At 75.8% G+C, this 13878-nt stretch carries 14 protein-coding genes; 9 read left to right on the top strand and 5 right to left on the bottom strand.

Annotated features, from left to right (window positions below; translation table 11 throughout):
• Window positions 1–147 precede the first annotated feature (147 nt).
• From ACWIZO_RS05745 to ACWIZO_RS05720, 6 genes are all read left to right on the top strand, one after another.
• Window positions 148–1461 (top strand): GAF domain-containing protein, encoded by a 1314-nt coding sequence (locus ACWIZO_RS05745; protein ID WP_448641547.1) that lies wholly within the window; start codon window positions 148–150, stop codon window positions 1459–1461.
• A 52-nt stretch (window positions 1462–1513) separates the two neighbouring features.
• Window positions 1514–2740, top strand: coding sequence for an MFS transporter (locus ACWIZO_RS05740; RefSeq protein ID WP_448641546.1), 1227 nt, complete (start codon window positions 1514–1516; stop codon window positions 2738–2740).
• Between the two features lie 228 nt (window positions 2741–2968).
• The gene (locus tag ACWIZO_RS05735; RefSeq protein WP_446757785.1) at window positions 2969–3472 is read left to right on the top strand and encodes a (2Fe-2S)-binding protein; all 504 of its coding nucleotides are present in this window, start codon (window positions 2969–2971) and stop codon (window positions 3470–3472) included.
• Complete coding sequence (locus ACWIZO_RS05730) at window positions 3469–5967, top strand: xanthine dehydrogenase family protein molybdopterin-binding subunit (protein ID WP_448641545.1); 2499 nt, start codon at window positions 3469–3471, stop codon at window positions 5965–5967. The genes ACWIZO_RS05735 and ACWIZO_RS05730 overlap by 4 nt, the downstream gene beginning before the upstream one ends.
• A 28-nt stretch (window positions 5968–5995) precedes the next feature.
• On the top strand, window positions 5996–6853 hold the full coding sequence (locus ACWIZO_RS05725; protein WP_448641544.1) for an FAD binding domain-containing protein: 858 nt from the start codon (window positions 5996–5998) through the stop codon (window positions 6851–6853).
• Window positions 6854–6950: 97 nt separating this feature from the next.
• Window positions 6951–7976: an SRPBCC family protein gene (locus tag ACWIZO_RS05720; protein WP_448641543.1), complete on the top strand. Its 1026-nt coding sequence runs from the start codon at window positions 6951–6953 to the stop codon at window positions 7974–7976.
• A gap of 73 nt (window positions 7977–8049) precedes the next feature.
• Here ACWIZO_RS05720 and ACWIZO_RS05715 read toward each other — a convergent pair whose 3' ends face one another.
• The 3 genes from ACWIZO_RS05715 to ACWIZO_RS05705 form a co-directional block, all read right to left on the bottom strand.
• Entirely contained in the window at window positions 8050–8679 is a 630-nt protein-coding gene (locus ACWIZO_RS05715) for an alpha/beta hydrolase family protein (protein ID WP_448641542.1), read from the bottom strand.
• Complete coding sequence (locus ACWIZO_RS05710) at window positions 8676–9344, bottom strand: HAD family hydrolase (RefSeq protein ID WP_448641541.1); 669 nt, start codon at window positions 9342–9344, stop codon at window positions 8676–8678. The genes ACWIZO_RS05715 and ACWIZO_RS05710 overlap by 4 nt, the downstream gene beginning before the upstream one ends.
• Before the next feature lie 150 nt (window positions 9345–9494).
• Window positions 9495–10187, bottom strand: a complete 693-nt coding sequence (locus tag ACWIZO_RS05705; RefSeq protein WP_448641540.1) for a DedA family protein — start codon at window positions 10185–10187, stop codon at window positions 9495–9497.
• An 81-nt stretch (window positions 10188–10268) separates the two neighbouring features.
• Here ACWIZO_RS05705 and ACWIZO_RS05700 point away from each other — a divergent pair, with 81 nt between their 5' ends.
• The 3 genes from ACWIZO_RS05700 to ACWIZO_RS05690 all read left to right on the top strand — a co-directional run bounded on the left by ACWIZO_RS05700 (window position 10269) and on the right by ACWIZO_RS05690 (window position 12608).
• Window positions 10269–11564, top strand: coding sequence for an amidohydrolase family protein (locus ACWIZO_RS05700; RefSeq protein ID WP_448641539.1), 1296 nt, complete (start codon window positions 10269–10271; stop codon window positions 11562–11564).
• A gap of 211 nt (window positions 11565–11775) precedes the next feature.
• Window positions 11776–12132: an ArsR/SmtB family transcription factor gene (locus tag ACWIZO_RS05695; protein WP_448641538.1), complete on the top strand. Its 357-nt coding sequence runs from the start codon at window positions 11776–11778 to the stop codon at window positions 12130–12132.
• Window positions 12129–12608 (top strand): SRPBCC family protein, encoded by a 480-nt coding sequence (locus ACWIZO_RS05690; RefSeq protein ID WP_448641537.1) that lies wholly within the window; start codon window positions 12129–12131, stop codon window positions 12606–12608. The genes ACWIZO_RS05695 and ACWIZO_RS05690 overlap by 4 nt, the downstream gene beginning before the upstream one ends.
• A gap of 4 nt (window positions 12609–12612) precedes the next feature.
• Here the strand turns inward: ACWIZO_RS05690 and ACWIZO_RS05685 are convergent, their stop codons facing one another.
• A complete protein-coding gene (locus tag ACWIZO_RS05685; RefSeq protein WP_448641536.1) occupies window positions 12613–13422 on the bottom strand; it encodes an MBL fold metallo-hydrolase in 810 nt (269 codons plus the stop codon).
• A 29-nt stretch (window positions 13423–13451) separates the two neighbouring features.
• On the bottom strand, window positions 13452–13841 hold the full coding sequence (locus tag ACWIZO_RS05680) for a hypothetical protein (protein ID WP_448641535.1): 390 nt from the start codon (window positions 13839–13841) through the stop codon (window positions 13452–13454).
• Window positions 13842–13878: the final 37 nt, after the last annotated feature.

The raw sequence follows: 13878 nt of genomic DNA, 5'->3' as shown, positions 1-13878 counted from the left end.
GGGACGTGAGGGAGGACGCGCGACGATCAGGTCCCCTGATCGTGGCCCCGTCCACCACCCGGCTGACCAGCGGCCCGGCAGCCTGGCGCGGTCGTGGGATCGGCGTCACCATGGGCGGGTCATGAGTCCCAGCCCCCGGACCACGCCGTGACCGGCGTCAGCCCGTGGCTCGCGCTGCCCGGTGGCCGCCCGACGCCCGAGCTGACCCGCCAGCTCCGAGCCGCCCACGAGACGTTCGTGACCCGTGGCTCCCCGCCGCAGCGCCCGGGTGTGCGCGCCGTCGTCTGGGACTCCTGGCGGCGCAGCCTCGGCAGCGGCGTCGACCCCGACGGCCAGGGCCCGCCGGTCGACCTTCTCGACGACGACCTGGCCGCCTACCGCGCCGCGCACCCGCTGGCGCCGGTGCTGCCGGTGATCCGGCGGCTGCTGGTCGAGGACGCCGAGGCCGACCGGATGATCGTGGCGGTCACCGACGCCGACGGCCGGATGCTGTGGGTCGAGGGCGACCGCCGGCTGCGCTCGCTGGCCGAGGGCATGCACTTCGTGCCCGGCGCCCGGTGGTCGGAGGACGTCGCCGGCACCAACGCGCCGGGGACGGCGCTGGCGCTCGACCACCCGGTGCAGTTCTACGGCAGCGAGCACTACCGCCGGCCGGTGCAGCCGTGGAGCTGCTCGGCCGCCCCGGTGCACCACCCGGTCACCGGGGTGCTGCTCGGCGCCATCGACGTCACCGGCGGCGACCACGTGGCCAGCCCGCACGTGCTCACCCTCGTCCGCGCGACCGTGGCCGCCGTCGAGTCGGAGCTGCGGTGGCTGCACCGGGAGGAGCGCGGCGGGTCGCGGGCCGTGCCGGCCGCCCCGGCGCGCGAGACCGCACCGCTGCTCGAGGTGCTCGGCCGCGACCGCGCCCGCCTCACCCGCGCCGGCGGCCCGGTCGAGCTCTCGCTGCGCCACTCCGAGCTGCTCCTGCTGCTCGCCGAGGCCGCGGTCACCGGCGAGGGCCGCAGCGCCGAGCGGTTGGCCGCCGAGTGCCACGGTGGCGCCGCAGCCGTCACCGTGCGCGCCGAGCTGTCCCGGCTGCGCCGGCTGGTGGGCCCCGAGCTGGTCGGCTCGCGGCCCTACCGGCTGCTCGGCCCGCTGGAGACCGACCTCGACCGCGTGCGCCGGCTGGTCGACCGCGGCGCCGTCGCCGCGGCCCTCGACCGCTACACCGGCCCGGTGCTGCCCCGCTCGGGCGCGCCGGGCGTGGCCGCCGCCCGCCGCCGGACCGCCGCCGCCGTGCGCGCCGCCGTGCTGGGCGCCCGCCGGCCCGAGCTGCTGCTGCGCTTCACCGCCCTGCCCGAGGCCCGGGACGACGCCGCCGCGTGGCAGGCCCTCCTCGAGGTGCTGCCGCCCGGCTCACCGCGCCGGCCCGCGGCCGCCGCCCACCTGCTCGCCCTGCGCCGGGGCCCACGGGGCTGAGGACACGCCGGGCCGGGAATGCCCCCCGCACCGGGGGCCTTGGCACGGTCACGTGACCGTCCGCGCCGCCGCCCCGCCCGCCCCCGCGCCGACCTCGCTCGGCACCCCGCGCGTGGCGGTGGCCCTGGTCGCGCTGGCACTGGGCGGTTTCGCCATCGGCACCACCGAGTTCGTGACCATGGGGCTGCTCCCCGACATCGCCACCGGGATCGGCGTCGACATCCCCACGGCCGGGCACGTCATCTCCGCCTACGCCCTCGGCGTCGTCGTGGGTGCGCCGGTCATCGCCGCGCTGGGGTCGCGGCTGGCGCGCCGCGGGCTGCTGGTCGGGCTGATGACGGCGTTCCTGGCCGGCAACGTGCTCAGTGCGCTGGCGCCCGGGTCGACGGCGCTGCTGCTGGCCCGCTTCGTCAGCGGCCTGCCGCACGGCGCCTACTTCGGCGTCGCCTCGCTGGTGGCCGCCGCGCTGGTGCCGGCGGAGCTGCGCGGGCGGGCGGTCAGCACGGTCATGCTCGGCCTGGCCGCGGCCACCCTCGCCGGGGTCCCCGCGGCCACCTGGCTCGGGCAGACGCTGGGCTGGCGCGCGGCGTACTGGGCCGTGGTCGTGCTGGCCGCACTGAGCGTCGCCGCGGTGCTCGCCGTCGTCCCGCCGACACCGCAGGACGGCGACGCCGGCATCCGCACCGAGCTGGGCGCCCTGCGCCGGCCGCAGGTGCTGCTCACGCTCGTCGTGGCCACGGTCGGGTTCGGTGGCATGTTCGCCGTCTACAGCTACATCGCCCCGATCACCACCGACGTGGCCGGGCTCGCCCGGGGCGCCGTCCCGTGGGTGCTGCTGGCCTTCGGCGTCGGCGGCTTCATCGGCACCGCGCTGGGCGGGCGGCTGGCCGACCTGGCGCTGTTCCGCTCGCTGGTGGGCGCGATGGTCACCGTCCTGGCGCTGCTGCTGGTCGTGGGCCCCGCGGCGGCCACCGGCCGCACCTTGTTCGCCGTCGTCTTCCTGCTCGCGATGAGCGCCTCGACGCTGGTCGTCTGCCTGCAGCTGCGGCTCATGGAGGTCGCCGGCGAGGCGCAGATGCTCGGCGCCGCGCTCAACCACTCCGCGCTCAACGCGGCCAACGCGCTCGGCGCCTGGCTGGGCGGGGTGGTGATCGCGGCCGGCCACGGCTACACCGCGCCGAGCCTGGTCGGCGCCGCGCTCGCGGCCGCCGGCCTGGTCGCGCTGGCCGCCTCCGCGGCGCTGCGCCGGCGCGAGCTGCGCGCCGTCCCGGCCGCCTGAGCCGCCTGGCACCGCTGCAACGACCCTGCAACCTCTCGCCTGCGGTTCCTCGCGCGCCAACGGTCCGCGACGACGGGTGTCCGGCGGGTTCGCCCTCCGCATGCGCGGAACCCACCGCCGTCCGCACCGAGGTAAGCGTGGCCTAAGTCACTCCGCCGTTGTCAGACTCCGCCCGAGAGCGCCCGCAGCACGGGCGCGTCCGGCCCCTGCAACGACAGCGGAGGATCCATGACACAGGTCAGCATGCGGGTCGACGGCGTCACCTACACCGACGACGTCGAACCCCGGACGCTGCTGGTCCACCACCTGCGCGAGGCGCTGGGCAAGGTGGGCACCGTCGTCGGCTGCGACACCAGCAACTGCGGCGCCTGCACCGTCCACCTCGACGGGCAGGCCGTGAAGTCCTGCACCGTCCTGGCCGTCCAGGCCGACGGCGCCGAGGTCACCACCATCGAGGGCGTCGCCGCCGACGACGGCACCCTGCACCCGGTCCAGAAGGCCTTCCACGAGATGCACGGCCTGCAGTGCGGCTACTGCACCCCGGGGATGATCATGGCCTCGATCGACCTGCTGAAGGAGAACCCGAACCCCAGCGACACCGAAGTCCGCGAGGGCATCGAGGGCAACCTGTGCCGCTGCACCGGCTACCAGAACATCGTCCGCGCGGTGCAGCAGGCCGCCGGCGAGATGTCGTCCACCGCCGCCCCTGAGACCACCGGAGCGCAGGCATGACCGTCACCGAGGACCCGGCCACCCAGGCCGACGCACCGCAGAAGGAGGTCGGCAAGGCGCGCCGCCGCAAGGAGGACGCCCGCCTGATCACCGGGCGCACCACCTGGACCGACAACATGGTGCTGCCCGGGATGCTGCACCTGTCGGTCGTGCGCAGCCCGGTCGCCCACGCCCGCATCACCGGCGTCGACGTGTCCGCGGCGAAGGAGGCCCCGGGCGTCGTCACCGTCCTCACCGGCCGCGACCTCGCCGAGGAGCAGGGCTCCATCCCCTGCGCCTGGCCGGTGACGCCGGACATGGTCAACCCCGGGCACCCCTCGATCGCCGTCGACCAGGTCAACCACGTCGGTGAGGCGGTGGCGGTCATCGTCGCCCGCTCGCGCACCGCCGCGGCCGACGCCGTCGAGCTCGTCGACGTCGACTACGACCTGCTGCCGCCGGTGCTCGACATGGAGGAGGCCGTCCGCGAGGGCGCCGACCTCGTGCACGACTCGGCCGGCACCAACACCAGCTACCACTTCGTCTTCGACGCCGGCGAGGCCGGCACCGGCGGCGACACCGAGCAGGCCTTCGCCGACGCCGAGGTCGTCGTCAGCCGGCGGTTCGTCAACCAGCGGCTCATCCCGGCGTTCATGGAGCCGCGCTCGGTCGTCGTCCAGCCGCAGGGCGACAACTTCACGATGTGGTCGGCCACCCAGATCCCGCACGTGCTGCGCGTGATGCTGGCGATGGTGACCGGCATCCCCGAGCACAAGCTGCGCGTGGTGGCCCCCGACGTCGGCGGCGGCTTCGGCGGGAAGCTGCAGGTCAACCCCGAGGAGGTCCTCGCGCTGCTGGTGGCGCGCCGCCTCGGCAAGCCGGTCAAGTGGACCGAGACCCGCAGCGAGTCGCTCATGACCGCCCACCACGGCCGCGACCAGATCCAGTACATCGACATCGCCTCCACCCGGGAGGGCGAGGTCAAGGGCCTGCGGGTGCGGCTGCTCGCCGACATGGGCGCCTACCTGCGGCTGATCACCCCGGGCGTCCCGGCGCTGGGCGCGTTCATGTTCCCGGGCATCTACAAGTTCCCGGCCTACCGCTTCGAGTGCGACGGCGTCTTCACCAACAAGGTGCCCACCGACGCCTACCGCGGCGCCGGGCGGCCCGAGGCGACCTTCGCCGTCGAGCGGATCATGGACGAGCTCGCCGTCGAGCTCGGCATGGACCCGCTGGAGCTGCGCCGGAAGAACTGGATCCAGGCGCAGGAGTTCCCGTTCACCACGGTGGCCGGCCTGGAGTACGACAGCGGCGACTACGACTCGGCCACCGAGCAGGCGCTGGACCTGCTGGGCTACGCCGAGCTGCGCGAGGAGCAGCGGCGCCGGCGGGAGTCGAACGACCCGGTGCAGCTGGGCATCGGCTTCTCCACGTTCACCGAGATGTGCGGCCTGGCCCCGTCCCGGGTGCTCGGCTCGCTGTCCTACGGCGCCGGTGGCTGGGAGGCGGCCTCCATCCGGATGCTGCCCACCGGCAAGGTCGAGGTCGTCACCGGCTCGACGCCGCACGGCCAGGGCCACGAGACGGCGTGGAGCCAGCTGGTCGCCGACCAGCTGGGCGTGCCGTTCGAGGACGTCGAGGTCCTGCACGGCGACACCGCCGTCTCCCCCCGGGGCATGGACACCTACGGCTCGCGCTCGCTGGTCGTCGGCGGCACCGCGGTGGTCAAGGCGGCCGACAAGGTGATCGCCAAGGCCCGCAAGGTCGCCGCGCACCTGCTCGAGGCCAGCGAGGACGACCTCGACTTCTCCGGCGGGAAGTTCTCCGTCCGCGGGACGCCGGGGTCGGGTCTGTCCATCCAGGAGATCGCGCTCGCCGTCTTCGCCGCGCACGACTACCCCGACGACGTCGAGCCCTCGATCGACGCCGACGCGACCTTCGACCCGGTCAACTTCTCCTTCCCCCACGGCACGCACGTGTGCGCCATGGAGGTCGACACCGACACCGGGTTCGTCAAGATCCGCAAGTACGCCTGCGTGGACGACGTCGGCACCATCGTCAACCCGCTGATCGTCGAGGGGCAGGTCCACGGCGGCCTGGCCCAGGGCATCGCGCAGGCGCTGTACGAGGAGGCCGTCTACGACGCCGACGGCAACCTCACCACCGGCACCTTCGTCGACTACCTGGTGCCCTCGGCCGCCGACCTGCCGCACTTCGACACGGGCAACACCGTGCACGTGGCCCCGGGCAACCCGATCGGCGCCAAGGGCGTGGGCGAGGCCGGCTGCATCGCCAGCACCCCGGCGGTGGTCAACGCCGCGCTCGACGCCGTCCGGCACCTGGGCGTCAGCGACATCCGCATGCCGCTGACCCCCGAGCGGGTCTGGCGGGCGATCCACCAGGGCGGCGACGGCGGGGACCGGGCCACGGCCGGGACCAATGCCTACGGCGGCGCCCAGACCGAGACCACCGCCGGTGTCTCGACCCCGCAGTCGTCCCTCGGAGGTGACCGGTGATCCGCCGCAACGACCTTGGAGTGAAGCCGTGATCCCCTCTGCGTTCCAGTACGTCCGGCCGACGACGGTCGAGGAGGCCGTCCAGGCGGTCGCCGAGGGCGGCGAGGACGTCAAGATCATGGCCGGTGGCCAGTCGCTGATCCCGGTCATGCGGCTGCGGCTGGCGGCGCCGGAGACGGTGGTCGACCTCGGCCGCGTCGCCGAGCTCCGCGGCGTGCGGGAGGAGGGCGACCACCTGGTCATCGGCGCGATGACCACGCACGCCGAGGTGATCGCCGACCCGCTGATCGCCCGGTACGCGAAGCTGATCGCGGAGGCGACCGAGACGGTGGCCGACCGGCAGACCCGCCGCCGGGGCACCTTCGGCGGGGCGCTGGCGCACGCCGACCCGGCCGGTGACCTGGCGGCGGTGGCCCTGGCGCTGGACGCCGAGATGGTCGTCGCCGGCCCGTCCGGCCGGCGGACGGTGCCTGCGTCGGAGTTCTTCGTCGACTACCTCACGACCGCTCTCGACGAGGGGGAGATCCTCGTCGAGATCCGGGTGCCCAAGCTGGTCGGCGACTGGGGGGTGCGCTACGAGAAGCTCAACCGCGTGGCGCAGGCCTGGTCGATCGTCGCGGTCGCGGCCGCCGTCCGGCGGGAGGACGGACACATCGCCGAGGCGCGCATCGGGCTGACCAACATGGGCCCGACGCCGCTGCGCGCGTCGGCCACCGAGGCCGCCCTCGCCGGGGCCCCGGCGACGGCCGACGCGGTCGCGGCCGCGGCGCGGTCGGCCGCGGAGGGCACCAGCCCGAGCAGCGATCTCAACGCCCAGGCCGACTACCGCGAGCACCTCGCACAGGTGCTCACCCGCCGGGCGGTCACGGCGGCCGCGGGGCTGTAGTTTCGGTCCACCGCCCGGCACCGCCCGTTCCTCCCTCGGCCGGCCCGCCCCTCGGGGCGGACCGGCCGAGGCGTCATCCCACCCCGGAGGTCGCACCGTGCAGCTGGAGAACTCGTTCACCGTCCCCGTGCCCGTCGACGAGGCCTGGCGGGTGCTCCTCGACATCGAGCGCATCGCCCCGTGCATGCCCGGCGCGGCCCTGGACTCCGTCGAGGGCGACTCGTTCACCGGCCGGGTCAAGGTCAAGCTCGGACCGATCAACCTGACCTACCAGGGCAAGGCGTCCTTCGTGGAGAAGGACGAGGCCACGCACCGCGCCGTCATCGACGGCCGCGGCAAGGACCAGCGCGGCAACGGCACCGCGGCCGCGCTCATCACCGCCAAACTCAAGGGCGAGGGGGACTCGACCCGGGTCGACGTCCTCACCGACCTCAACATCACCGGCCGGCCGGCCCAGTTCGGCCGCGGCGTGATGACCGACGTCGGCAACAAGCTGCTCGGCCAGTTCGCCGACAAGCTCGCCGCCCAGCTGGGTGAGGGCGACCCGCAGGGCGACGCGGCGCGGGCCGACGCCGCGTCCTCGACCGCCGCGTCCTCGACCGCCGCGACCGCCACCGGCGTCGCCGAGGAGGTCGCCGCCTCCGTCGAGCAGACCCCCGGCGACAACGCCGTCGCCGAGGCGGTGCGCAAGGCCGGGACGGCGGCCCGGGAGGCCGCGGCGTCCGCCACCGACGGAGCCGGCACGGCCCCGGCGGCCGCGGGCACCGGCGCGACCGACACCGTCTCGATCTCCGCGGTGGGCGCCACCGACACCGCGCCCGTCCCCGCCGTGGGCGACGCGGCCGCGGGGGCGACCGACACCACGCCGGCCCTCAGCCCGGTCGGCGGCGCACCCAGCCCCCCGCCGTCCGGTCCCACCGCGCCGCCCACCCGCCCGGCCACGGGCGCGCCGCCGCGCAGCACGCCGTCCACCGTGCGGCAGCCGGCGGAGGAGCCGGAGCCGATCGACCTGCTCGAGGTCGCCGGCGGCGCGGCCATGGCCCGCTTCGCCGCCCCGGCCGCCGGGGTGGCCGCGGTGCTGCTGCTGATCACCCTCGTGGTCCGGCGCCGCCGCCGGCGCTGAGTCCTCGCCGCCGGCGCTGAGTCCTCGCCGCCGGCGCTGAGTCCTCGCCGCCGGCGGTGCGGGATCGCCGTGGTCACCGCGGGAGCGAGGCCGCGGCCAGCTCGTCCAGCCAGGTCACCGCCGCCGCGGCCACCGCTGCGGGGGCCCTCGACAGCGCGTGGTCGCCCGGGACGGCCACCACCGAGGCGCCGGGCACCCCGGTGAGGGCCGCCTCGACCTCCGCCGGGCGGCCGTGCGCGTCGGTCCCGCCCTGGACGACGGCCAGCGGCACCCCGGCCGCGGCCAGCTCGTGCGCGCGGCTGCGCTCGGGGCGGCCCGGCGGGTGCAGCGGGAAGGCCAGCGCGAGGACGCCGTCGGCACCCTGACCGGCCGCCGTCCGGCAGGCCACCCGGGCGCCGGCGCTGCGGCCGCCGAGCACCAGCGGGCCGGACAGCTCGGGGCGCAGCGCCGCGAGCACCGCCGTCCAGGCGGTGTCCAGGCGCGGCGGCGCCGGGGCGATCCGCCTCCCGGCCACCCGCCACGGCTGCTCGACGCGCAGCACCCGCCAGCCGGCCGCGGCCGCGGCGGCGGTCACGGCGGTCAGGTCGGCCGAGGTGACGCCCCCGCCGGCGCCGTGGCCGAGCACGAGCGTGCCGCGGGGGTCGCCGTCCGGGTCGTCGCGGTGGACGCCGGCCGGCCCGAGCGGGGTCGGGACGAGCCTCACTCCGGGAGCGCGAGCAGCGCCTCCACCGCCCCGGCCAGGTCACCGGCGACGACGGCCGGCGCCGGGTAGGCCGGCGGGTAGACGCGCTCGGCGCGGGGGAACCAGGCGCCGGTGAGGCCGGCCTGCTCCGCGCCCAGGACGTCCCAGCCGTGCGCGGCGACCAGCGCCATCCGGTCCGGGGCGACCCCGCAGGCGCCGGCGGCCCACAGGTAGGCCGCGCGGGAGGGCTTCCACGTCCGCACGGTCTCGCTGGTCAGCGTGCGCTCGACCAGCGGCGTGATCCCGCCGCGCTCCAGCCCCGCCTCGGCCACCCCGGGCGAGCCGTGCGTGAGCGTCACCACGCGGACCCCGGCCGAGACCAGCCGGCGCAGCGCGGGCTCGACGTCGGGGTGCGGCGAGAGCTCGAGGAAGGCGTCGGCCACCCGGCCCCGGTCGTCGTCGGCGAGGTCGGTGAGCTGGGCGAGCGCGGTCTCGAACGCGGCGCGGAAGGGCAGCCAGGTGCCGGCCACCGTGGCGGCGAACCCGGTCTGCAGGGTGCGCCCGAAGACGGTGGGCAGCAGGTGCGACGGCAGGCCGAGCTCGACCATCGCCGCCTGCACGGGCGCGAGGTCGAGCAGCGTCTCGTTGACGTCGAAGGCGACGACGTCGGGACGGCGGGCGCTCACGCGGCCTCCTCGCTGGCGCTCGTCAGCCGCGTTCGCGGCGCTGCCGTGTGCATCGGTGAGCTCGCGAGCTCGCTCACGCGGCCTCCTCGCTGGCGCTCGTCAGCCGCGTTCGCGGCGCTGCCGTGTGCATCGGTGAGCTCGCGAGCTCGCTCACGCGGCCGGCCGGTCGCTGCCGGCGTCCTCGGCGCGCCCCGCGGTGGTGCGCCGGCGGCGGTGGTGGCGCACGTCCTTGGCCCGCTTGTAGACCAGGTAGCCGATGCCGAGGGCGAAGGCCGCGACCACGACGTAGTCGAGGTAGTGCAGGTTGTCCTGCAGGAAGTCGCCGGCCAGGACGCCGAGGGTGACCAGGACGCTGTTCCAGATCAGGCTGCCGGCGGCGGAGTAGACGACGAACTGCAGGATCGGCATCCGTACGACGCCTGCGGGCACGGAGATGAAGCTGCGCACGATCGGCACCATGCGGCCGAAGAACACCGCCGAGCGGCCGTGCCGCTCGAACCAGGCGAAGGTCCGGTCGACGTCGGCGGTCTCCACCAGCGGCAGCCGGTCGAGGAAGGCGTGCGAGCGGCGCGGGCCGAGCGCGCGGCCGACGTAGTAGAAGAACAGCGCGCCCAGGATCGAGCCGACGGTGGCGCAGGCGATGACCGCGACCACGTTGAGCTGGCCGTCGTTGATGAGGATCCCGGCCAGGCCGAGGACGGCCTCGCTGGGGATCGGCGGGATGACCGTCTCGAGCAGGATGCTGAACCCCACGCCGACGGGCCCCAGCTTCTCGACGAGGTCGAGCAGGAAGCCGGTGATCCCGCCCTGGTCGGAAGCGGCCGCGGCGGCGAGGAACGACATGGCCTCCACGGTAAGGGGGGCTCCTGGAGGCCGCCTGGACGTCGACCGGACGCGCGGGGCCGCTGGGGCTAGCGTGCCGCCATGCGCCAGCGACTCACCGCCCGGGCCGTCGTGGTGGGGGACCGGGCGGGCACCGTGGTCCCCGACGCCGTCGTCGACGTCGACGACGGGCGGGTCGCCTGGGTGGGGGCGGCCGCCGACGCCCCGCCGGCCGGGGACGCCGAGGTCGTGGCGCTGCCGGGGCTGCTCGCGCCGGGGCTGGTCGACGCCCACTCGCACGCGCCGATGGTGCTGTTCCGCGGCCAGGGCGAGGGCCTGCCGCTGGACCGCTGGCTGCGCGAGGTCATGTGGCCGCGGGAGGCGCGGCTGGCGCCCGACGACGTCGAGGTCGCCATGACCGCGGCGTCGGCGGAGCTGCTGCGCGGCGGGGTCACCACGAGCGTGGAGATGTACTTCTCCCCGGAGCGGATCGCCGCCGCGGTCGGCGCCACCGGCGCCCGCGCGCTGATCGCGGCGCCCATGGTGCCGCTGCCGGGCATGCCGCCGCTGGAGGAGCAGATGGCCGCGGCCGTCGACCTGGCCGCCGGCGTCCCCGGCGACGGCACCGTCGAGTACGGCCTGGGCCCGCACGCGGCCTACACCGTGCCGCTGCCCCTGCTGCGCCGGGCCGCCGAGCTCGCGCGCGAGCACGGCCTGCTGCTGCACCTGCACGTGGCCGAGACCGCCAGCGAGGGCGCCGACCTGCTGGCCGCGCACGGGCTGTCGGTGCCGGCGCTGCTGGCCGCGCACGACGTCCTGGGCGGGCGGGTGCTGGCCGCGCACTGCGTGCACGTGGACGACGGCGACCTGGAGCTGTTCGCCGAGTACGACGTCGCCGTCGCGCACTGCCCGGCCAGCAACGCCAAGCTCGCCAGCGGGGTCGCGCCGGTGCGGGACATGCTCGACCGGCGCATCCGGGTCGGCCTGGGCACCGACGGGCCGGCGTCCAACGACGGGCTGGACCTGCTGGCCGACGTCCGCCTGGCCGCCCAGCTCGCCCGGCTGCGCGGGTCGTCGGCGACAGCGCTGACCGCCGCCGAGGCGTTCTGGCTGGCCACCGGCGGCGCGGCCGACGCGATCGGCCGCCCGGACCTCGGCCAGGTCGAGGCGGGGCGGCGGGCCGACCTGGTGCACGTCGACACCCGCGACCTCGGCTTCGAGCCGGTCGGCGACGCCGCCGACTGGCTGACCCACCTGGTCTGGTCCGGCGTCTCCCGGCTGGTCCGCGACGTGTGGGTGGGCGGCCGGCAGGTGGTCGCCGACGGCGCGGTCACCACGGTCGACGTCGGGGCACTGCGGACCGAGGTGGCGCAGCGCGCCGCCCGCCTGGCCCACTGAGCGGCGCCGGCGACGATCAGGTGACCTGATCGTCGCGTGTCCTCCCGCACGGTGGGCGGTGAGGGAGGACGCGCTGCGGTGAGGGAGGACGCGCCGCGGTGCGGGAGGACGCCGAGCCGGGACCCCGGCGTCCTCAACCAGGTGGTTGACGAGGACCGACGCACCGCCCTATCCTCTTCATCAACCAGGTGGTTGAACGAGGAGGCCGCAGGTGGTGGCGGATCCGCTCTCGCGGGTGTTCTCGGCGCTGGCCGACCCGACCCGGCGCGACATCGTCGCCCGGCTGGCCGTCGGGGACGCGACGGTCGGGGAGCTCGCCGCCCCCTACGACGTGACCGTGCAGGCGGTGTCCAAGCACCTGCGGGTGCTCGAGGACGCCGGCCTGGTCAGCCGCAGCCGGGAGGCCCAGCGCCGCCCGGTGCACCTGGAGGCGGAGGTGTTCGACCTCATGACCGCCTGGATCGAGCGCTACCGGCGCCAGGCCGAGGAGCGCTACCGCCGCCTCGACGACGTCCTCCGGTCCGTGCCGGACGACGACCCACCACCGCAGGGAGGGAACCCGTCATGACCACCAGCACGCGTCGGACGCAGATCGCCGCCGATCCCGAGGTCCCGCTCATCCGCATCACCCGGGAGTTCGACGCCCCGCGGTCCAAGGTCTTCCGCGCGCACACCGACCCCGACCTGCTCGTGCAGTGGCTCGGCCCGCGCGGGGTGGAGATGCGCATCGACTCCTACGACTGCCGCACCGGCGGCTCCTACCGGTACGTGCACAGCGACGCGAACGGCGAGTACGCCTTCCGCGGCTGCTTCCACGAGGTCCGCCCCGACGAGCTCATCGTGCAGACGTTCACCTTCGAGGGGATGCCCGACGGCGTCGCCCTGGAGAAGCTCGTGCTCACCGACCTCGGCGACGGCCGCACCCGGCTCACCGCCACCTCGCTGTGCGACTCCTTCGCCCAGCGGGACGCGATGCTGGCCAGCGGCATGGAGGTCGGCGTCGTCGAGGGCTACGAGCGCCTCGACGAGGTCCTGGCCCGCTGAGGGGTCAGGCGCGCAGCGAGATCGTCTCCCCGCGCTGCACCACCCGCACCTCCCCGGGCGCCCGCCGCTGGGCGACCTCCCGCACGAAGTCGCCCAGCGGCGAGGCGAACCGGTCGTAGTCGTCGAAGTGCACGGGCACGGTGACCGGCGGCTTCAGCAGCTCCACCAGGTCGGCGCCCTGCCGGCCGTCCATCGTCACGGTGACGCCGAGCGCCTTCGTCCCGCCCAGGTGCGGCACGAGGACGTCGAGCGGGCCGCAGCGCTGCAGCACCTCGGCGAGGTAGGGGCGGAACAGCGTGTCGCCGGTGACGTACCCGCGCCAGGTCACCTGGCCGGCCCGCTCGAGCTCCAGCACGCTGCCCATGACCGGGGGCAGCACCCGCGCCAGCAGCCCGGGCCCGTGCTCGCCGGGCACCGAGGTGATCCGCAGCGTCTCCTCACCGCGGGCCACCTCGTGCACCTGCCACGGCCGCAGGTCCGCCGTCGCGGAGAAGCCGCGGGACGACAGCGTCCGGGCCGCGGCCTGCGTGGTGACGATCGGCGTGGCCTCGTCGATCGTGGCGTAGGCGATCCGGTCCCAGTGGTCGCCGTGCAGGTGCGAGAGCAGGACGGCGTCGAGGTCGGGCAGGTCGGCGGGCAGGATCGCCGGGTCGGTCAGGCGCTTGGCGAACAGCCCCTTGCCCAGGTAGACCCGCTGCCCCCGGCGCACGAAGTTCGGGTCGGTGAGCAGGGTGAACCCGCCCAGCCGCAACAGCGTCGTCGCGTTGCCGCCGAAGGTGAGCGTGACGTCGTCGGTGCTGTCCGGGCCGGTCATGCGCGCCCCCTACCCCGCGGTCCGCGCGGTCAGGCGCGGCGGCGGACGACGGCCACCAGCGCGACCGTGACGGCGGTGAGCAGCAGCGGGTGGAGGAACGCGAGCACCTCCAGGCCGTCGCCCCACCCGGAGGAGCGGTACCGCGCCACACAGACCGCCGCCGCGACGACCTGCGGCCCCACCAGCGCGAGGGTCGGCGCGCGCGCCGCCGCGGGCCGCCGGCGGGCGGTGAGCGCGGGCACCGGCGCCAGGGCGAACGCCAGCCACCACCAGCCGCTGACGAACTCGGTCCGGTAGGAGTCCCCGCCCAGGTGCACGACGCCGCGCGCGGTGACCAGCGCCAGGACGGCGACCGCCGTCGACAGGGCGAGCAGGACCAGCGCGACGGCGAGGTCGGCGCAGGCCCGGGTCGGGGACACGCCGCGATGCTGGCACGGCCGCCGTGCGCCGCCGCGG

Source organism: Geodermatophilus sp. URMC 63 (assembly GCF_053502565.1).
The sequence above is the reverse complement of the archived record's forward strand: the minus strand, read 5'-3'. Positions and strand labels throughout refer to the sequence as shown.

Excerpts from the sequence above, each read along its gene's own strand:
- ACWIZO_RS05700 (WP_448641539.1), top strand. The coding sequence starts at position 10,269 with ATGCGCCAGCGACTCACCGCCCGGGCCGTCGTGGTGGGGGACCGGGCG.
- ACWIZO_RS05730 (WP_448641545.1), top strand. The coding sequence starts at position 3,469 with ATGACCGTCACCGAGGACCCGGCCACCCAGGCCGACGCACCGCAGAAG.
- ACWIZO_RS05735 (WP_446757785.1), top strand. The coding sequence starts at position 2,969 with ATGACACAGGTCAGCATGCGGGTCGACGGCGTCACCTACACCGACGAC.
- ACWIZO_RS05690 (WP_448641537.1), top strand. The coding sequence starts at position 12,129 with ATGACCACCAGCACGCGTCGGACGCAGATCGCCGCCGATCCCGAGGTC.
- ACWIZO_RS05705 (WP_448641540.1), bottom strand. The coding sequence starts at position 10,187 with ATGTCGTTCCTCGCCGCCGCGGCCGCTTCCGACCAGGGCGGGATCACC.
- ACWIZO_RS05685 (WP_448641536.1), bottom strand. The coding sequence starts at position 13,422 with ATGACCGGCCCGGACAGCACCGACGACGTCACGCTCACCTTCGGCGGC.